The organism is Clostridioides sp. ZZV15-6388 (genome assembly GCF_020657755.1).
Lineage (GTDB): Bacteria > Bacillota > Clostridia > Peptostreptococcales > Peptostreptococcaceae > Clostridioides.
On the sequence record NZ_JAGWCU010000001.1, the window covers coordinates 149,369 to 170,633 of the forward strand.

Below are 21,265 nucleotides of genomic sequence, written 5' to 3' on the forward strand. Positions count from 1 at the left end.
AAATCAATACTATATCTCTTTATAGGTTAAAGTGATTATATTTACTTATTAAAGTTAAAGAAATTATTTTGTAGCTGCAACAACGCTCATTTCAACTAATAAGTGCTCTCTAGCAAGTCTAGCTTCAACACAAGCTCTAGCAGGTTCAAATCCTTTTTCAACCCAAGCATCCCATACAGAGTTCATAGCTTCAAAGTCTTTCATATCTCTTAAATAAATAGTAACAGATAGTAAATGTTGTTTGTCTGAACCGTATTTGTTTAATAAATCTTCTATTTTATTTAAAACTTCAGTAGTTTGCTCAACTACTCCTCCTTCAGCATGAGTTTGTCCACATAAATAAACTGTATTGTTGTGAACTACAGCTCTACTCATTCTTCCAGTTCCTTCATATCTTTTTATTTCCATATTTTAAATACCTCCATAATTAAAAAATCCACTAAAAATCTAAATAATAAATTAAAAAAAGTCTATACTATATAGAATTATATTATATATTTGGAGAATAATCTATAAAAAGATATAACTTTTTACTTATAATTATTATTGTTATTAATTGAAAAGATTTATTAGTTACTTGACATAATTTATACTTTTAATTATAGTATAAATTGGAATATTTAGATAATTATTATTTCAATTTATAAATTTTAGTTTTTAAGTGGTTTTTAAATATAGGTTTATGTATTTGTATAGAAAAGAGGTAAATATGAGTAGTACAATCAAATCAAATCGAATAAAAGGTATAATGTTTATAATGGCATCAGCTCTTGGTTTTGCAATGATGTCTGCATTTGTAAAACTGGCAGGCGATTTGCCAAGTTTTCAAAAAGTATTTTTTAGAAACTTGGTATCGGCTATAATAGCGTTTTGGCTTATTATAAAACATAAAGGAAGTTTAACAGGTAAAAAAGAAAATATGAAGGTTCTTTTATATAGGTCAATCTTTGGAACTTTAGGAGTTATATTTAATTATTATGCAATTGATAAGTTGATGCTTTCAGATGCTAATATGCTAAATAAAATGAGTCCTTTTCTCGTAGTTATATTTTGTGCAATTATTCTAAAAGAAAAAATAAACATAAAACAGATAGGGGCAATTATAATTGCATTTATAGGAGCTTTATTTATAATAAAACCAACATTTAGTGTTGAAGTAATTCCATATCTAGGAGGAGTCGCAGGAGCTGTATTTGCAGCAATGGCATATACTTGTTTAAGAATTCTTGGAGATAGAGAAGATTATTATACAATTGTGTTTTTCTTTTCAGTTTTTTCATTAGTTACTGTAGGACCAATAGCTTTTGCAGTGTATGAACCAATGACTCTTATGCAACTTGTGTATTTGTTATTGGGTGGAGTATTTGCAAGTTTAGGTCAATTTGGTATAACTTTAGCATATAAGTATGCGCCAGCCAAAGAAATTTCTATATTTGACTATAGTAATATAATATTTTCAGCAATCTTGAGTATATTCTTGTTTAATGTTTATCCAGATACACTAAGTATTGTGGGATATGTAATAGTATTTTCAGCAGCATTTTATATGTTTTTATACAATAAAAAATTAGACAAATTGGATAAAGAAATTGACAAGCAAAATAAATGAACAAATAGTATCAAAGTTTATATTAAAAATAAATAATATTAAGCTAAAAAGGTATAGCATATTAAGTCAAAACAGCAGTTAAAAGTAAAAAACTATAACTGCTGTTTCTTTTATCAAAAATATCCAAATATATATAAAAATAGAATATAATAAAGTAGTAGAAATAATATAAAGGGGATAATTTAAAGTATGGAAAAAGTAAAAGTTGCTGTGATTGGAGCAGGTAATAGAGGTACATATGCGTATGCTCCATATGTTTATGAAAATTCTGATATATGTGAGATAGTTGCTGTAGCAGAACCTAAAGAAGGAAGACGTGAATTGTTTGCACAAAAGTATAACTTAAATAGCAAAAATGTATTTGAAAGTCTAGAAGAATTCTTTAAACAGGATAAAATGGCAGATGCAGTCATAATAGCTACAAATGATGATAGACATTATGACGTAGCAAGTTTAGCTCTTCAAAAGGGTTATCATATATTATTGGAAAAACCAATGTCTAATAGTTTAGATGGATTAGTACATATAAATGACCTGTGTGATAAATATAAAGATAAGATTTTTATGATTTGTCATGTACTTAGATACTCTCCATTTTACAATAAATTAAGAGAAATTGTAGAAAGCAAAGAATTAGGAGAGTTAGTTAGTATACAATATAATGAGAATATAGGATATTGGCATTTTGCTCATAGTTTTACTAGAGGAAATTGGAGAAATAGTAATGAGACAAGCCCTTTGATTTTGGCGAAGAGTTGTCATGATATGGATATTCTATTATATTTGGTAGGTAGTAGATGTAAAAAAATCTCTGCATTTGGAAGTTTAAAGCATCTTAATAATGAAAGTGCTGGGGGAGAAATGGCACAGAATTGCCTTCAATGTTTAGTAGAAAAGAAATGTCCATATTCTGCAAAACAAATTTACCTAGAAAATGACAGAAATATAAATAGAGCTGTACATATAAATCCTACAAAAGAGAATCTTTTAAAGATACTTGAAACAAGCCCATATGGAAGATGTGTTTACAGATGTGATAATAATGTTGTAGATAACATGGTAAATATATTACAATTTGAAAATGGAGTAACAGCTACTTTTAATCTATGTGCATTTACTAAAGAAAATGGAAGAACTATAAAGATGATGTTTAGTCATGGAGAAGTTGGTGGAGATTTAAATAAAAATGAGATAAGAATTAAAGAATTTGGAAAAAATGAAGAAGTAGTTATAAATCCATCAAATAAGAAAAATATGGTAGAAGAATATGATAGAAATCTCATAGCTGAGTTCATTAAATTAGTTTCAAGTAAAAACTTAGAAAAAGGAAAAGTAGCAGCAAAAGATGCTATAGAAAGTCATATAATGGCATTTGCAGCAGAGTATTCAAGAGTGAGTGATGAAGTGGTGCATATAGATAAATTTTTCGATGATGCTATAAAGATGACTAAAGAAATAGAAGAAACTATATTTTAAATATAAAAGATTACACAAATAAAGATAGATTAGATAATAGGAATATATAAATCTTCTATTAAGTAATCTATCTTTTTATTAAGATTTTTTCTTATCTTTATCAAAAAAATCCATGCATTCAGATAAGAGATAAGAAAGTAAGGCAAATAAAATTTCTGTACTTAAAGGAATCGTTATTGAACCCATAAATGTATCAATTATGTTCATAGCTAAAAAAGTTAGTATAAAATCAATTATAAATTCGCAAAATTTGTAAATTGAATACGGCAATTTGTTTACGTATCTAAATATATCTAAAATGGTAGTGCATAGAAAATCAATTGGCATAGTTATACAAAAATATATTAAAAAGAAAATTAGTACAGACCCAAGAGATTTATATTCAAAACCTAAGAATGATAAGAAGCCAATTCCTATAACAGTGAAAATACAAAAAGTTATACCAAAAAAAACAGCAAAAAATAAAAATACAGAAATAAATTCGCCTAAAGGAATCCTTCTTTTATTACTTATCTCAATCAACTCCTTATGTATAACATGAAATTTATATAAATAACAACATTCTTAAAAATTCATAATAATCTTCTGTTTCAAATAGTATTGTTTGAGAATCTATTTTCTTCATATTTGGGTAGAAAGAAGCTTTAAAAGCCTTGTAATGTTCTCTAAACTTTATTTCAATTTTAAACTTGTTTGGTAATTTTATTAAATGTCTAGATAAATCTCCAGATAAAGATTCTCTAACACCTTCTTCTATTTTTTTTAGTGCAAGATTTGGATGAATTGAAATTGAGCCATTTCCAATTCCTTTTGAAACAGGAACAGTGATTATATTTGGGTTTAGTTTTTTTGCACTTTCACAAAGCATTTCATCTCCACTTAAAAATGCCACAGGAACATTATAGTATGCAGCAGCATAAGCATTTATAGTAAATTCAGATGCTATCTCATCATTTATTTTAAAGTAGTCATAGTCAATATCCATAGTATGAGAAAGTGGATTACCATTACAAGTAGCTCCAGAATGATAACCAGTAAATACACATGCATCAAAACTTTCATCAATCCCAGCCATCATAACTAGTGGGTCTTTAGTCCATCCTCTAAGTATTTTGACATTTTCAGGCAAAATATCTGGATTAATATTTCTGCCACTATCATGTGCATCTTTAACAAGTATTTCATGCATACCAGACTGAGTAGCTCCATTACATGCAGAAGCTATTTCTTTGCTCATTTGTGTTCTATAGTGCTCTGAAAATTCGCATTCAAGCTTTGTTTCATCCCAATTTACAATGCCACAAGTACCTTCTATATCGGCACTTAAATATAACTTCATAATATAATCCCCCTTAAATTTATTATTAATGATAACAATAGATAACAGTAAATATACAATTAATAAAAGGCAGAAAAATATTATGTCTCATTATTAATTATTATTAAATCTGTAACTGAAAAATAACTGATATTAAAAATATAACACTATTAGTATCTATTAGACCAGTTTCGCTATATACAATATTTATATAAGATTGTAACATAGAAGTAGTTACATTTACTAGTTTAACATACTTAAAACATTGATAGATATTATTTTTAAGTTTGTTTAATGATTGTAGCGTTTTAACATTAGTAGAAAGAGTTGAGTTATAGAATTATTCTATAGAATTAGTAAAAAGAAGATATTTAGGGGGTTATAATAAACTAATAATATATACTCAAGTATATCTTGTAGTTATCAAATAACCCTTAATAAAATATTTTGTTCTAATTATATTTTTTGTTTTTTATAAAAAATACAATGATTATTGCTAAAATAGGATTTATTGAAAATCCTACTAATGTCCAAAAACTACTGTTGAGATTTTTATTTGTAGAAACTTTATTGCATGCAATTAAAACTATTATATAAATGATACAATTTACTATTCTAAATATATGTGATGTAAAACTTTGGGCAAGTGCAAATAAAGTAAATGCATAGAATAAGCCCATAAAAGCAAAGAAAATATAGTTTAAGTTCTTAAATTTTGGCAAATGCTTTTTACTATCATTAATTGACATAATAACGCCAAGAACCATAGCTATCCATCCAAATAAATTTGCTGCTTGTAGACTAAATATTGTCATGAGTATTCTCCTTTATAATTATTTACATTAAGTATACAAGATAATTTGCCAATATGAAAGTGGATAAAAGCAATTATATAATTCAAGAAAATTAAATACAACGAATACTTTATAGAATTAAAATATAATAAAGTAGAGTATTAAATTAAAATCTCTTAATTTAATACTCTACTTTAAATAAACTAAAATTCAAATTCATTTTCCCAATCAAATTCTTCTGATTTTTCTACACATTTAGGCCAATGATTACACCATTCAGGAACTGATGGATTTTCAATTCTATCAATACTTGGAGTATATGGTTTTAAGTCGATAACAGGGCTATTATCATTAGCATCAATATATGGAATTTTTATTGTACCATGCTCATGGTCGATGCTAATAATTTGTACAGTAGTTAATGCTATTGGATTAGGTCTAATAGGTGACCTTGTTGCAAATATTCCCATAACATCAGGTGCTTTTTTATAAGGTTTTGGAGTTTCTAAGATACTTCTTGCTTCAACGTTATCAAATCCATCAAACCACCAGATTACATTTAAATGACTAAATTCATCAAGCTCTTTTAATGCAGGTATATACTTTTTATCCAATTCGATAGAAATTTCTTCACCTTGAACACGTATTTTTCCTATAGGATTTACTAAAATTTGTTTCATAATATTACCTCCAATTATTTGGTTTGTCATTTGTAATTTTAGAGTAAACCCTAACACCATGTGAGAGTCAATATAAAAAGGAGACAGAAGTATATGATTAAAAGGATAATACATTTTTAGCATGAAGCATAACGCCAGTAATAAGACAATCTTCATCAATATCAAAGGTAGCTGTATGAAGAGGAGAATTAATATTTTTTTCCTGATTTGCACAACCAAGGTGATAAAAAGCACCTTCACAATACTTCAAAAAATATGAAAAATCTTCAGCACCAAGAGTAGGTGTATCTTTAATCAAAATATTTTCTTTTCCAAATAATTCTACTGCATTTTGTTTAACATAATCCACAAGAGAATTTGAATTTATAAGGGCAGGATAACCTTCTTCAATTTCAACATCAATCTTTCCTCCAAATGTTTTGCAAGTAAAATAACAAACTTCTTTGATTCGTTTTTTTGAAAAGTCCCTGGTTTCTTGGGTTAAAGTTCTTAAGGTTCCTTTTATAATAACTTTATCACAAACTATATTTTCTTTAATTCCGCCTTCAATTTTTCCTAAAGAAATAACTACAGAATCAGTAGGGTTTGTATTTCGGCTAACAATTGTTTGCAAAGCAGTTATGATATGAGCAGAGATAACTATAGCATCAACACCTTGATGTGGATAAGCTCCATGACATTTTGAGCCATATACAGTTATACAAAGTGTATCTGTTGATGCATTTAAAGTATTGTATTTTAGTTCAATTAAACTTTTATCAATATTGGGATTTACATGAAGACCAAATATATAATTTACATCTGGATTTTTCATACATCCATCTTCTATCATAAGTTTGGCACCACCAATAGTTTCTTCAGCAGGTTGGAAAAAAAACTTTACATTTACATTTAAATAATACTTTAATTTAAATAGTATATTACAAGTACCGAGTAAAATAGCAGTATGTGCATCATGGCCACATGCGTGCATTTTACCTAGATTAATGGATTTATAAGGTGGATTGAGTTCTTCTGTTATAGGTAAAGCATCTATATCAGCTCTTATAGCAACTGTCTCAAAGTTTGGATTTACATTTATATATGCAGTTATTCCTGTGTGATTTTCATATTCAATATAACTTATACCTATTTCATCCAAATACTTAATAATTTTTTTCTTAGTTTGAAATTCTTCTAATCCAAGTTCTGGAGTTTTGTGTAAATCTCTTCGAATATCTATAACCCAATCATTTATATCATGGCAAAGAGCTTTAATATTAATCATAAAACACATCCTAACTATATTAAAAATTTATTTTTCTTCATTATTATAATTATATTATTCTATATAAATCATTATTCTGTATCAAGTATAAATAAAATGTCTTATAATTATAGTAGAGAGGTTTAGCATAAATTAGAATATATCATTTTAGAATAAGAGGTGTTTAGATGTTAGGAGTAATTGCGCCTTCTGGACCATTGAGAAATACAAGTCTAGAAGAAATAAAATTTAATTTAGAGAAGTATGGTTATGAAGTTAAATTTTCTGAAAGTTGTGGACTAAATTATAAAGGTTATTTAGCTGGGAATGATGATATTAGAGTAAGAGATATAGAAGAGATGTTCCTAGATGAAGAAGTAGATATGATTATGTGTTTAAGAGGAGGTTATGGAACAACAAGAATACTAGATAAAATAAATTATGAAATAATAAAACAAAATCCTAAACCATTTATAGGTTTTTCTGATATAACAGGTTTAAATCTAGCTTTTTATAAAAATTGTGGTCTTTTACCATATCATGGAATAATGGCAGCAGATGTAGCAAAATGGGATGAATTTACTTATAAATCTCTAGTAGATGCTTTAGAATTTAAAGATGAGCTATATTTAGAAAATCCAAAAGAAGAAAAGATTTATACTGTATGTGAAGGCAAAGCAGAGGGAATAATAATGGGAGGAAACTTATCTCTAATAATTTCTACAATAGGAACTAAATATGAAATAGATGCAAAGGATAAAATTTTATTTATTGAAGAAATTGGAGAATGTCAATATAAATTAGACAGGATGTTAACTCAATTGTATTCTTTAGGAAAACTGGATGAATGTAATGGTATAATTTTTGGAGATTTTAAAAACTGTATCAAAGAAGATGATTTAATAGAACTATTGGAAGAATTTGCACAGAAGGTTAATAAGCCAGCTATATATAATCTACAATCTGGGCACTGTATACCAATGATAACTATTCCTTTAGGAAGAATGTGTGAATTAGATGCAACAGAAAAAATGGTTAAATTAAAAAAATAGTGTGTATATAAATATATTAGAAGTATGGTATAATCTTATACAAGTAAAAATTTAGCTAGGAGGATAAAAAATGTCTGATGATAGAATAATTGACTTTAACGAATTAAAAAACAAAGTTAAAGATTCTGATGTAGATAAATTTGAGCAATACATATATAACTTATATTTTTCTGTTATGGATGGAAAGATGTCGATGGCTGAATTTTCAAGAAAAATATTTGATTATATGAAAGATAATGACATATCTCAAGAAAAGTTTATGAAAATACAAAAACAGTTCATGGAAAGATATGGTATGGACACTGAAGAAGTAGAAAAACAACTTAGAAACTTTGGAATCGACCCTTCTACAGCAGGTTTTATGAGTAATAATACTTCCAGCAAAGTATCTACAGAAGATTTAGAATCGTTTAAAAAGAGTGCAGGATTTTATGAGAAATATGGTGAGAAAATTCAACCGAAGAGTTGTATAACAACATTCATAAAAAATGATTTAAATGATATTAATGTAATAATAGATCAAGAAAAAATAATGCTTTGTAGTGATAAAAAAATAAATCTTATGGACTCAGAATTAAATGAGTTTTTATTAGAATATAAGAATATGTTTAATAAAAAGATAAAAGTAGTTATGTGTGAAACTACAAATAAATACGATTATTAAAAAATAAATTTAACTATTGAAGCAGTATAGTTGATTAGTATTATGTAAAAAATAGAAATCGCAATTTAATTTCTCTTACAGAAGATGTGTAGAAGAATATTTAAATTGCGATTTTTATATTTACATACTTTAGTTATGTTAAATTAATTGTATTAAGTAATATTTGTATAGAATAATCTTATTATCAAAACTGTATCTCTATACAAATATATAAAGTATTTATTATAAACGAATTTCTTTTAATACATTAACTCCATTTTGAAGCATACTATTAAAAAATACTAGGTTTAAAATCTCCGCAGGATGAACATTGGGAATGTCATAAGTGTCTACTAAATTCATAGGAACAACTATATTTTTTTTCATATCATATTGATTAAAATAAGATTTTAGTGTTATTGCAAATTGATATATACATATATCTGTGCAATCACCAACTATAATTATATTATCTATACCATCAAAGTTCAGATTTTCTAGTGCGAAAAATCCGTTAGTAGAGTTTTTAGGTAGAACTTGTAGATTTTCTATAGATTTAAGTTCATCAACCAATTCACTTTCCACATCATTTTCTAAACAGTGAACTGGATAACTTAAAAGTTCTATAGATTTGGGGGTATGACAATCAGTAAATGCAATTACTTTATTTAGTTTATTTGATATTTCTTTTGTGAAAATTTCAATTGGCTTTATCAAAGATTCTACTCTAGGGGAGTATAAGGCACCTTGTTTTGCAAAACCATTATTTACATCAATTATAAATAAAGCTGTCTTACTCAAATCGTAATTTTCTATTTTTTCTATTGGTAAATTATCTAAATTACTTTTTAAAGCTTCAAATTCATTTAATAAGTTATCCATAAGTATACCTCCAAGCTAAATTTAATAAAATTGTACATATTAATCATATAAAAGTCAAGGAGTATAAACTACTATATAACTAGCTGTATTGCTTTGATTGTAAAAGTTTTAAAGCTATATCTGGATAGTTAGTAAAAATACCATCTACATTAAGGGCTAGGCAGTGTAGCATATCTTCTTCTTCGTTTACAGTATATACATTGACACCTAGTAAGTTTTTGTGACAAAGTTCAACTAGAGATTCATTTACTAGAATTAAAGGAGGATGAAGATAGCTATTTCCTAGAAATTTAGCAAATTCAACTACATTGTTTATGGGCAAGTAGCACAATAAAGCTGTTTTTATACTGGGGTCTAATTTATGAAAATTTTTTAAGCTATTACTATTAAAACTAGATATAAGAACTCTATTTTTCATATTGTATTTTAAAATAAGTTTCAAAACATCCTTTTCTATGTTAGTGTAATTTACTTTGTCAGTTTTTAGTTCTATATTTAAGATTAAGTCTGTAGGCGAAATTAAAATTAATACTTCTTCTAAAGTTGGAATTTTACATTCTTTATTGTTTTGGTAACCTTCAAAGGATGAGTTTAAGGTTTTTAGTTTTCTTAAAGTAAGGTCTTTTACAAAACCATGTCCATTAAAAGTTCTATCGACTGTTTCATCATGAATAACTACAACTTTTCCATCTTTAGTCTTGTGAACATCAAGTTCTATTCCGTATATATCCATATCTAAGCATTTTTTAAAAGCGAGAATAGTGTTTTCTGGATATTTTCCACTAAAACCTCTGTGAGCATAAATGTTCATTTGTAAAACTCCTTTCAATAAATATAACTTCTTCTTATAAAATTTTAATTAATATAATATATCATATTCTAAACAATATAATTATGCATTAATTAAATAACAATTTATAATTTATATATTATATAAATGTAAGAAAATAAAATCATATATGTGTTATAATATATTTTAAACATTATAAATATTACGAATTTAATAGTCATAATATATAAGTATAAGTTTATGCAAGCTCATGTGTTTAGAGCTTGCATATGTATTATTAATATATTTCTGTACTTAAAAAAATAAAATTCCAAAAGAATTTTTTCTATAGATTTAGTAGTAAGGGGGAATTTTGATATGTATGAAGTTAATTTAGAACGAGCTATGAATTATTGGATGGATTTGCTAGATGATTATACCAATCTAGCAAAAATTCCAAATGATTTTTTTTATAAAGATTGTTCTGACGAAGTTGTAGATGAAATTTTTAAGATTGATATTGAAAAATATGAAAAATTAATTCAGTATTCTAAAATGAATAATATAAGCATAAGTTCTATTATAGAAACTATCTATGGACTGATATTACAAAAGTATACATATGAAGATGATGTAGTTTTTGGAAAAACAATAAATATAATTCCAATAAGAGTTAAGGTTAGACAAAGCGAAAAATTTATAGATGTTGTAAAAAAATTGAAAAGGCAATGGAGTAGGTCTTTAGAATATGGATATTATTTACTATCAGATATAGAGAATAAAAATCATTTGAACACTAAACTTATAAATACAATATTTGTAGCTAAAAGTTTTGATTTATCATATGACTATGACATAGAAAAAAAAGGATATGATTTATCTGTAATAGTTTATACTAAAAGGGCATTAAAAATAAAAATAAAATATAAGCCATCTATATATAAAAGAGAAACTATTAGAAGAATATTAAATCAATTTGATTATATAATAGAACAGATAATAAGGAATAACAATATTTTAATAGAAGATTTGGAATTTGTATGTAAAAAAGAAGAAAGAATATTATTGAAAGATTTTAATGATAATAAATGTGAGATACCATATGACAGAAGTTATATTGATTTATTTAGGGAACAAGTTGAGAGAACACCTAATAATGTAGGTGCTAGAGATGAAAATAGAAATTTGACATATAGAGAACTTGATGAATTAACTGATAGACTTGCAGGTTATTTAAATCATATAGGGGTAAAAAGTGAAGATATAGTAGCTGTAATGTTGCCAAGAGACATTAATATAATTGTTACAGCCATAGGAATTATGAAATCAGGAGGAGCATTCTTTCCGATAGACACAAGTAATCCAGAAGAAAGATTAAATTACCTTCTTGAAGACAGTAATGCAAAAGTAGTAATAACTACAGACGAACTTAGATGTAAGGTTATAAATGAAAACACAATAGTAATTGATATAAATGATGAAGACATATTTAAAAACAGATATGACTTAACTGAAAAAATAACACCATCAAACTGTGCATATACAATATCTACATCAGGGTCAACTGGTAGGCCAAAGACTATAGCTATAGAGCATAAGAGTTTAGTAAACATGTGTTATTATAGTATAGAAGCTATAAGTGCTACAGAAAATGATAGATGTGGAATATATTTAAGTTTTAGTTTTGATGCTGTAATGAAACAACTATTTCCATATCTATTGATGGGTGCTTCAATAAACATTATGCCAGAAGAAGCAAAATTTGATGAATATACAGTAAATGAGTATTGTGAGGAAAATGATATAACTATATTAGCATTACCAACAGCGTTTGCAAGATTATTTATACAAAACTGTAACAATAGTTCACTTAGGGTTGTGCAGACTGGAGGAGAAAGATTAAAAGGATATAGAAAACGTAACTATGAGTTATATAATGAGTATGGACCAACAGAATTTACTGTTGTATCAACTTCTTTTTATGTGGATAAAGAGTATGGGAAAATACCAATAGGTAAGCCAATCTTTAATACTTATGCATATGTATTAGATAAAAAAAATAAACTATGTCCAATTGGAGTTCCAGGAGAACTCTGTTTATCAGGAATCCAAATATCAAGAGGCTATTTAAATAAAAAAGGGTTAACAGAGCAAGTATTTGTAGAAAATCCTTACAAAACTTGTGAACATAATAAATTAATGTATAGAACTGGTGATTTGGTAAGATGGTTAGATGATGGAAATTTAGATTATATTGGTAGGATGGATAATCAAGTAAAAATTGATGAATTTAGAATAGAGTTGTATGAGATTGAAAACATAATAAACAATATTGCAGAAATTAAAAGTGTTGTCTGTATATCAAGAACAAATGAGGACGGAGATATGTATATATGTGCATATTATGTGATTGATGATGATGATAGCGAAAAAATAAATGACATAACAGTTAGAGAATATTTAAATGAGCATTTACCTCCATATATGATTCCAACGATAATAATGAGGATAGATAAAATACCAGTTACCCCAATTGGAAAAGTAAATAAAAGGGCATTGCCAGAGTGATTTTGTATTATGACAGGTGTTATAAAGGTACTATAAAAGTTTCTTTATGACACCTATTTTTAAGAATTAATCAATTGACATAAAAGAAAGAATTTTCTGTACATTTTTACTGTGGTGAAAATATGTTTATAAGGATGATTATTGTATTTTTTATACTTTTCCGTGTTTTAAAGTGTTTTTATAACAAATTTAATTTTAACATAAAATTTTTTTTTACTTTTTATCTTAATCATTTTTAGTATAATCGAAAAATAAAAAGAAAATTAGCATAAAAATATCTAAAAGTAGAAATTAATAATATGAGATTAAATTTTAGTAGTTTTTACTCGCTATTTGTAAAATAATAAAAAGTTAAGTTTTATATGTATATATGTTATAATATATACAAACTGAAAAGGGGTGAAAATTTTATGAACAAAAAATTACCTAAGGGAGCTTATGGTGAGGTTAGTGGAAAAGATTACGTTCCATACATCACAGATAAGTCCAGAACCGGTGGAAATGTAGCTGTACTGATTATCGGTATTATTTTAGCTGCCATTTTTGCCGCATCTACAACTTATTCTGGAATGAAAGCTGGTCTTACAGTTGCAGCAGGTATTCCAGGAGCTATAATAGGTTCTGCTTTTGTTGGAGCATTTGCTCGTCAAAAGGGTATTCTTGGTAAGAATTTAATCCAAGGTATGTCAAGTGGTGGAGAATCTGTTGCAAGTGGATTCATTTTCGTATTACCAGCAGTTATCTTAATTGGAAGCCAAATTACATTTTTAGAAGGCTTAGCTGTTGGAGTTGGTGGTGTTTTATTTGGTATAGGAGTTGCAGCAATAGTTCACAATTATTTAATAGTTGAAGAACATGGTAAACTTATGTATCCAGAATCAATGGCTATATCTGAAACACTTGTTGCTTCAGAGGCTGGTGGAGACTCAATTAAATACATGGGAATTGGATTTGTAATAAGTGGATTTATCACTGTATTAACTGGTTCATTTTTAAATGTAGCAAACAACGTAATGAGTCTTGTAGGAAGTAAATTCTACAAATGGAAATTTGATATTGAAGTAAACCCTCTACTTTTAGGAATTGGGTTTATAGTAGGGCTTGAAGTTTCTTTAACAATGTTTGCAGGAAGTATCTTATCAAACTTTGGTATTGCGCCTTTAATAGGTTACTTTACTGATATGGCTAAAGATGGAGCTATGGTATGGAATAATACTGCAATGCCTCTTAACCAAATGGATGTTGGAGCTATATCTAGTAGTTATGTAAAATATATAGGTGCTGGGATGATGCTTTGTGGAGGTATTATTGGTGCAATAAAACTTATCCCAACTATAATCGCTTCTATAAAAGAAACACTTAAAGCTAAATCAAGTACTGGAGATGCAGAAGAAGGTTCATCTATACAAATGATACTTTTATTAGGTGGAGTAGTAGTTGGATTCTTAGCAGCGTTCTTAATTTCTGGTAACATTGCTATGGCAATTATTGGAGCTATCATATCTCTTTTATTATCTTTATTATTCGTCATAGTAGCTGGACGTTTAACAGGAACAATAGGAACATCAAATCTTCCAGTTTCTGGTATGACTATAGCTTCTTTAGTTATTGTAACATTAGTATTTGTTGTAATGGGATGGACTGATTTAGAAGCTAATAAATCATTACTTTTATTTGGGTCATTTATAGTTGTTGCTATTGCTATAGCTGGAGGATATACTCAATCTCAAAAAGTAACTTACATCATTGGTGGTAGCAAAAATGAAATGCAACGTTACTTCACAATTGCAAGTATAGTTGGTGTTATAGTTGTTGTAGGAGTAATCTTATTACTTTCTGACCAACTTAAAGCTACTGGTGATAATGTACAATTTGCACTACCACAAGCAAACTTAATGTCAACATTAACTTCTGGTATTATGTCAGGTAGTTTACCTTGGGTTATGATTATTGTTGGAGTATTTATGGCAATTGTGTTATATGCATTAAAATTACCAATAATGACTATAGCTATAGGATTCTATTTACCAATAGCAACAACTTCTATAATATTAGTTGGAGCGTTAATTCGTCTATTTGTTGAATTAGTATCTAAATCTGAAAAAGAAAAAGAAGCTAAAGTTTCTAATGGTATAAGTTTATCTTCTGGTCTTGTTGCAGGTGGATCTATCATTGGTTTAATAGGTATAATATTACAAGTAACTGGAGTTATAACTCCAAAAGTACCAAGTGGATTTGCTGCGACAAATTCAATGGCAATTGCTTTACTAGTAGTTCTAGTTGTACTTACAGCATTACCTATTATTTTATCTAAAGTAAAAAATAATGAGCAAGAGTAATGATGTTTTAGATATTGTATTTAAAATTACTGATGGACTTGAATATGAAGTAGATGAAAATAGTATTGTAACTATACTTGAAAAACAGGACCATAAGATTCAAAGATTTTTTAGAAAGTTAAAAGCTAGAATACCTAAATATAAAAAAATAGAGCTAGATGAATATTCTAGTTTCGTATTTTTACAAATTGATGGTCAAAAGACTGTTAGAGAAATAGGTGAAAACTTAGAATCTAAATATGGAGAAGAATCTCATCCACTTTATGAAAGGTTGTTGGTTTTTTTTAATCATATTGATGTCAATTGTCACTATGTTGAAAGAATGGATATAGACATATAAGAAAGAATTATTATAGGATATATCTGAATATAAAAATTAGAAGATAGTTATAAAAGAGCTATATGTTTTTAAAAACATATAGCTCTTTTAAATATTTATAACTTATAAACTTAAAGTAAAGGTCACTAAACTTAGATGTTTTAATATTATTTATTATTAGCTATTTCGTCAGCTAAATTATTTAGATATTCCCATCTTTCATATTTGCACTCAAGTTCTTTTTCCAGTTTTGATTTTTCATCTAAAATTTCTTGAAGTTTAGTAAAATCAGTTGCAAATTTTGAAGTACTTTCATCAAGTTTTGCAATTTTAGATTCAAGTTTTTCTATGTCAGAATCAATATTTTCAAACTCTCTTTGCTCATTATATGAGAATTTAAGTTTTTTATCATTTTTAGGCTTTTCTTTTTTTGGAGCAGTTGAATCATCATTTTTAAGTGATTCTTTTTTAGATTCTTCAAATTCAATTCCTTGAATTTCTCTATAAATAAGATAGTCACTATAATTACCTGTATAAATATGAATTTTTCCATTTCCTTCATATGCGAATATTTTATTACAGATTCTATCTAGGAAGTATCTATCATGTGATACTGTAATTACTACACCTTTAAATTCATCAAGATATTCCTCTAATATTTTTAGTGTTTCAATATCTAAGTCGTTTGTAGGCTCATCCAAAAGAAGTACATTAGGAGCTGTCATAAGAATTCTAAGAAGGTGTAGTCTTCTTCTTTCACCACCAGATAGTTTACCTATCAAAGTATACTGCATAGTACCATTAAAAAGGAATCTTTCACACATTTGAGAAGCTGTAATCCTAGTACCATCAGAAGTTTCTATATAATCGCTAGCTTCTTTTACATAGTCTATAGCCCTTATATTAATGTCCATATGAGAATCATCTTGAGAAAAGCAACCTATTTTTACAGTTTCTCCAATTGAGATATATCCACTATCAGGGTCCAATTTCCCATTTATTATGTTTATTAGAGTTGATTTACCCATACCATTTTTACCTATTATACCAATTCTATCTGTACGTGCTAAAGTATATTCTAAATTATCTATAACTATATTTTCTTCAAAAGATTTAGATATATTGTGTATTTCTATTATTTTATTTCCAAGTCTACTTGAGGCAACAGATATATCGATATTTTCATCAAGTTTGAAAGAGTCTCTATTTACGAGTTCATCAAATCTTTGTAGACGAGCTTTTTGTTTTGTACTACGAGCTTGAGCTCCACGTCTAACCCAAGCAAGCTCTGTTCTAATTAAATTTTGTCGTTTATCTTCCATACTTGATTCTAATGTAAGTCTTTCCATTTTCTTTTCTAAAAATATTGAATAATTACCATCATAGCTAAATAATCTACCTTTATCTAATTCAACTATTCTATTTGTAACACGGTCTAAAAAATATCTATCATGAGTTATCATAAGCAATGAACCTTTTCTTGAATTTAGATATTCTTCAAGCCAATCGATGGTATCGTTATCTAGATGGTTTGTTGGTTCATCTAGTATTAAAAGTTCACAAGGAGTAATAAGAGCTGAGGCTAGAGAAACTCTTTTTCTTTGACCACCAGAAAGCTCTATTATTTTTTGATTAAAATCATTTATACCAAGCTTAGTAAGTACAGATTTGGCTTCACTTTCTAAATCCCAAAGATTTAAAGCATCTATCTTCTCATGCATAGATAATAATTTTTTATTTAGTTCATCTGTAAAATTAGAATTAAGTTTTTCTAAAGTTTCTTGATACTTACCAAGTAGTTTTAATTCTTCTGAAGTTCCATTAAATACTTGTTCTATAACAGTTGAATTTTCATTATAAGTTGGGTTTTGAGGAAGGTATTCTACTCTAGTACCATTAGCCTTTGTTATATTGCCAGTTTCACTTTCTTCAGCTCCTGCAATGATTTTAAGTAAAGTAGATTTACCAGTACCATTTACACCAATAAGTCCTATTTTTTCTCCATCATTGATACCAAGAGATATATTTTCAAGTAATTTTTTTTCAGAATAGCTTTTACTTATGTTTTCCAATGTCATTAAATTCATATAATTCACCTTTATTTCTAATCTATTATTTTTCGAAATGTTGGTAATCTGGGTTTTTCCAATATCCACCCCAACTCCAACCTCTGCTTACAAAAGCATTATAACAATCATCACCCTTTTTTATCATTCCAAATTTTAAAGCAGACCTATCTGCATAAACAGTGCTTACCTTAGGGCTAACATTGTCTCCAGAAACATGTGGGTTTTGCAATGGATTTATATCTATAGCACGTCCTTTACCATGATTTGAGACAGTATTTGTACCAGCTATAGTTCTATAACAAAATGCAGATGTATTATTATCAGACATAGATTTTTCATCTACAGCGTCATAATCATCTATTAATTTAATTTTTTCAATTGGATATTTTTTTTCATATAATTCTTTAAAAATATCGACAACTTCTGGAGCTAGTTCACTATTTACTATCATCTCACCTTGATGAGTTTTTTCATCAAATCCGTAGTAGGTAAGTTTCAAGTAAGATAAACTATCAAAGCTTATAGGTTCATCAGAAGGCATAGATTTACCAATCATTTTGTTTTTTATATTATCTGGTATTGAAGAAGATGAAAAAGTAGGCTTAATATTGTTATCTTCCTGCTTTTTGATAGAGTTTTGATTATTTTTAGAATCATCTGTTGTATTATTTTTATCTTGCATAGTTTCTTGACTTTTTATATTATCTTCTTTGTTGGATTTAGAGAAAAATATCTCATATATAGATAGTAAGGCAAGAAATAATACAGTTATTACAATTGTTAGTTTTAATTTATTAATCTTCTTTCGTTTTGACTTTTTACTCATATTATCCCCCATGTTAGATTCATATAAACTATATATATTATACATCATAAAAATAAACTAGGCTAACAATATTTAGTTAACCTAGGACATTTCATCTATAGTTTCTCCTATTATTTTTATACCAGTTTCAATATCCTCAAAAGAGAGTCTCGAAAATCCAAGTCTTAAAGTGTCAGAACCAGAGCCATCTGTAAAGAATAAATCTCCAGGCATGAAGATAACATTTTTTTTATAACATTTTTCTAGTAACTTTCTAGTATCTATATTCTTAAGCTTTATAAATATATGCAAGCCACCATCACCTAAGATATATTCCGTTTGTATATATTTTTTTACACATTCATAGGCGAAGTTAAATTTATCCCCATAGAATTTACGTATTTTTTTTACGTATTTTTCAAATCCCCCATTACTTAAATAATCAAATAAAATACCTTGGTCTAAAAAAGATACATGTATATTTCTGCACCTTTTTACACTTTCTAACTTATCTATAACTTTTTTATCTGCAAATATCCATCCAATCCTCATTCCAGGAAATAAAATTTTTGAAAAACTACCAATATACACAACACCATTATTCATATTATCAAGAGAGCAGATGGGAAATATATGAGAACTATTGTAGAGTAACTCTTCATTAAAGCCATCTTCTATAATTGCTATATTGTATTTTTTCATAAGATTATAGAATCTATATCTATTTTCAGGAGTCATTACAATTCCCGTTGGATTGTGATAAGAAGGCGTAATATATGCAAATTTTATTTTATTTTTGTACTCAATTAAACGATTTTCGAGAATATTGAAATCTAAACCATTTTCACATATATCCACACCTAAAATATTGAGATTGTGTGACTTCATAATTTTTATAGCTGTGTTGTGAGTAGGATTTTCACAGATTATATAGTCTTTTTCTTGAGTGAAAGAGGACATAATAATATCAAAGCCTTCTGTAAATCCATTTGAAATTAATATATCTTTGTTATTAATATCAACCCCCTTATTTGTCATATATTCCAGCAAATAGTCAATAAGAGGTTTATAACCTTGTGCATATCCATAGTTAAGTAGTTTGTGACCTTCTAATGAGATTCTATTTAAAAAAGATTTTTTTAATTCCTCCATATCAAATAAATCTCCATCGGGAGATATACTTTTAAATGATATTAGGTTAGAGCTCCAAGGTATTTCGCTTTTTATAATATCTAATTCATTAGCTTTTTTAGAGTATGTATTCTCTAAACAATCCCAATTTAAAGACCATGTAGTGTTTGAAGATTTATTTTTTGAATTAACAAATGTACCTTTTCCTGAAACAGAGTAGATTAAGCCTTCTGATTTTAGTTCTTCATAAGTTAAGACTATGGAATTTCTACTAACTTGTAAAAGCTGACTAAGCTCCCTTGTAGAAGGGAGCTTACTATTGTCTGGAATTAATCCTTTTGATATCATATCACTTATATAATTTTTAATTTGTATATAAATTGGTTCACTATCATTTAATCTTAGATTTGAAAATATCAAATTACCACCTCAAATTGTATTATCTAATTTAAAGAGTATTCTATAAGTTTATCTAATAATTGGCTATACTCAAGACCTTTAGCAGCAGCACTTCTAGGTATTAAACTAGTTTTAGTCATGCCAGGAAGAGTATTTAGCTCAAGAACATAAGGAATACCTTCACTTATAATCATATCAACTCTTACATATGCTTTGCAATTAAAAATTTTCCAACAAGTTTCAGAAATCTCATTTACTCTTTTTTGGAGTTCATCATCTAAATAAACAACTTCTTCTTTTGCTCCTTTTTCAAGTGAGTATTTAGCTTCGTAATCAAAGAATCCTGAGTCTGATTTTATAGATATAGTAGGAAATACTTCGCCATTTAATATAAATGAAGTATATTCTCCACCTGGTATATATTTTTCAATCATTACAAACTCATCAACTTCTAAACCTTTACGAACTGCTTCTTCAACTTCATCTTTGGAATGAATAAAGAATGTAGCAACACTTGAACCTCCTGAATTTGGTTTTATAAATACTGGATATCCTATTTTATCTATCTCATCATAATTTATTTCATCAACTGATTTTACTAAAGCCCATGGAGCAGTAGGAAGGTTTGAATCTCTAAGCATTTTTTTAGTGATATTTTTGTCCATACACATTCCACTACAAAGAGGTCCGCATCCAGAATATGGTATATCCATAGTCTCAAGTACTGATTGAATGCATCCATCTTCACCAAATTTTCCATGTAGTGCTAGTACTGCAAAATCTGTATCTTCTGGTATTTTTGTAAATATATCTCTTTTATCATCTATTATTACCTTTACAACATCGTATTTACTTTTATCAAGGTTATTATATATTTCTTTTCCTGAATTTAGAGAAACTTCTCTCTCTGATGATATTCCACCCATTATAACTGCTATTTTCATATTATACACTCCTATTTTAAATTTTATTATTTTTAAATTAAATTTTTTAATTTACTTACTTAATTATATGAATTAATGGTTGATGATGAAAGTACCACTATATGCTAAGTTTATATTATGTGTGGTTTTAGAGTGATAATCTAACTTACAGATAGAGTTGAATGATTTTTTAACTTTATTTATGTTCTTATTTTTGCTAAAATTAGTGGTATGAACTTAAGA

General features: G+C 27.4%; 19 protein-coding genes. 7 read left to right on the top strand and 12 right to left on the bottom strand.

Annotation, left to right across the window (positions count from 1 at the left end; all coding sequences use genetic code 11):
* Positions 1-63: 63 nt before the first annotated feature.
* The gene (locus KGF48_RS00685; RefSeq protein WP_227434296.1) at positions 64-408 is read right to left on the bottom strand and encodes a RidA family protein; all 345 of its coding nucleotides are present in this window, start codon (positions 406-408) and stop codon (positions 64-66) included.
* A gap of 301 nt (positions 409-709) precedes the next feature.
* Here KGF48_RS00685 and KGF48_RS00690 point away from each other — a divergent pair, with 301 nt between their 5' ends.
* Together KGF48_RS00690 and KGF48_RS00695 are read left to right on the top strand one after the other, a co-directional pair.
* Positions 710-1,609, top strand: coding sequence for a DMT family transporter (locus KGF48_RS00690; protein ID WP_227827263.1), 900 nt, complete (start codon positions 710-712; stop codon positions 1,607-1,609).
* A 189-nt stretch (positions 1,610-1,798) separates the two neighbouring features.
* Positions 1,799-3,085 carry a Gfo/Idh/MocA family protein gene (locus KGF48_RS00695; RefSeq protein ID WP_227867648.1) on the top strand — a complete coding sequence of 429 codons (1,287 nt, stop codon included), beginning with the start codon at positions 1,799-1,801 and terminating at the stop codon, positions 3,083-3,085.
* Between the two features lie 78 nt (positions 3,086-3,163).
* Here the strand turns inward: KGF48_RS00695 and KGF48_RS00700 are convergent, their stop codons facing one another.
* From KGF48_RS00700 to KGF48_RS00720, 5 genes are all read right to left on the bottom strand, one after another.
* A complete protein-coding gene (locus KGF48_RS00700; RefSeq protein ID WP_227839541.1) occupies positions 3,164-3,607 on the bottom strand; it encodes a regulatory YrvL family protein in 444 nt (147 codons plus the stop codon).
* A gap of 22 nt (positions 3,608-3,629) precedes the next feature.
* Positions 3,630-4,424 (bottom strand): M55 family metallopeptidase, encoded by a 795-nt coding sequence (locus KGF48_RS00705; RefSeq protein ID WP_227839542.1) that lies wholly within the window; start codon positions 4,422-4,424, stop codon positions 3,630-3,632.
* A 431-nt stretch (positions 4,425-4,855) separates the two neighbouring features.
* Entirely contained in the window at positions 4,856-5,218 is a 363-nt protein-coding gene (locus KGF48_RS00710; protein ID WP_227827267.1) for a hypothetical protein, read from the bottom strand.
* Positions 5,219-5,400: 182 nt separating this feature from the next.
* Positions 5,401-5,877 (bottom strand): SAM-dependent methyltransferase, encoded by a 477-nt coding sequence (locus KGF48_RS00715; protein WP_227839543.1) that lies wholly within the window; start codon positions 5,875-5,877, stop codon positions 5,401-5,403.
* A gap of 97 nt (positions 5,878-5,974) precedes the next feature.
* Positions 5,975-7,144 (bottom strand): M20 family metallopeptidase, encoded by a 1,170-nt coding sequence (locus KGF48_RS00720; RefSeq protein ID WP_227867649.1) that lies wholly within the window; start codon positions 7,142-7,144, stop codon positions 5,975-5,977.
* 167 nt (positions 7,145-7,311) lie between these two features.
* On the opposite strand from KGF48_RS00720, the gene KGF48_RS00725 reads away from it, so the two are divergent.
* Together KGF48_RS00725 and KGF48_RS00730 are read left to right on the top strand one after the other, a co-directional pair.
* On the top strand, positions 7,312-8,175 hold the full coding sequence (locus tag KGF48_RS00725) for a S66 peptidase family protein (RefSeq protein ID WP_227827270.1): 864 nt from the start codon (positions 7,312-7,314) through the stop codon (positions 8,173-8,175).
* A 70-nt stretch (positions 8,176-8,245) separates the two neighbouring features.
* Positions 8,246-8,839, top strand: a complete 594-nt coding sequence (locus KGF48_RS00730; RefSeq protein ID WP_227434304.1) for a DUF3867 domain-containing protein — start codon at positions 8,246-8,248, stop codon at positions 8,837-8,839.
* A gap of 222 nt (positions 8,840-9,061) precedes the next feature.
* On the opposite strand, the gene KGF48_RS00735 is transcribed toward KGF48_RS00730, so the two are convergent.
* A complete protein-coding gene (locus tag KGF48_RS00735; protein ID WP_227867650.1) occupies positions 9,062-9,700 on the bottom strand; it encodes an isochorismatase family cysteine hydrolase in 639 nt (212 codons plus the stop codon).
* A 79-nt stretch (positions 9,701-9,779) separates the two neighbouring features.
* The gene (locus tag KGF48_RS00740; RefSeq protein WP_227827272.1) at positions 9,780-10,511 is read right to left on the bottom strand and encodes a glycerophosphodiester phosphodiesterase; all 732 of its coding nucleotides are present in this window, start codon (positions 10,509-10,511) and stop codon (positions 9,780-9,782) included.
* Positions 10,512-10,847: 336 nt separating this feature from the next.
* On the opposite strand from KGF48_RS00740, the gene KGF48_RS00745 reads away from it, so the two are divergent.
* The 3 genes from KGF48_RS00745 (at position 10,848) to KGF48_RS00755 (ending at position 15,716) form a co-directional block, all read left to right on the top strand.
* A complete protein-coding gene (locus tag KGF48_RS00745) occupies positions 10,848-13,037 on the top strand; it encodes an amino acid adenylation domain-containing protein (protein WP_227867651.1) in 2,190 nt (729 codons plus the stop codon).
* Positions 13,038-13,447: 410 nt separating this feature from the next.
* Positions 13,448-15,376 (top strand): OPT family oligopeptide transporter, encoded by a 1,929-nt coding sequence (locus KGF48_RS00750; protein ID WP_227839547.1) that lies wholly within the window; start codon positions 13,448-13,450, stop codon positions 15,374-15,376.
* The gene (locus KGF48_RS00755; protein WP_227867652.1) at positions 15,363-15,716 is read left to right on the top strand and encodes a PqqD family protein; all 354 of its coding nucleotides are present in this window, start codon (positions 15,363-15,365) and stop codon (positions 15,714-15,716) included. Before KGF48_RS00750 ends, KGF48_RS00755 begins: the two co-directional genes overlap by 14 nt.
* A gap of 146 nt (positions 15,717-15,862) precedes the next feature.
* Here the strand turns inward: KGF48_RS00755 and KGF48_RS00760 are convergent, their stop codons facing one another.
* From KGF48_RS00760 to KGF48_RS00775, 4 genes are all read right to left on the bottom strand, one after another.
* Positions 15,863-17,782 carry an ABC-F family ATP-binding cassette domain-containing protein gene (locus tag KGF48_RS00760; RefSeq protein ID WP_227867653.1) on the bottom strand — a complete coding sequence of 640 codons (1,920 nt, stop codon included), beginning with the start codon at positions 17,780-17,782 and terminating at the stop codon, positions 15,863-15,865.
* Between the two features lie 25 nt (positions 17,783-17,807).
* Entirely contained in the window at positions 17,808-18,590 is a 783-nt protein-coding gene (locus KGF48_RS00765) for a M15 family metallopeptidase (RefSeq protein WP_227839549.1), read from the bottom strand.
* Positions 18,591-18,671: 81 nt separating this feature from the next.
* Entirely contained in the window at positions 18,672-20,120 is a 1,449-nt protein-coding gene (gene ddlR / locus KGF48_RS00770) for a transcriptional regulator DdlR (protein ID WP_227867654.1), read from the bottom strand.
* A gap of 23 nt (positions 20,121-20,143) precedes the next feature.
* Positions 20,144-21,043, bottom strand: coding sequence for a D-alanine--D-alanine ligase (locus tag KGF48_RS00775; RefSeq protein WP_227867655.1), 900 nt, complete (start codon positions 21,041-21,043; stop codon positions 20,144-20,146).
* Between the last annotated feature and the right edge of the window lie 222 nt (positions 21,044-21,265).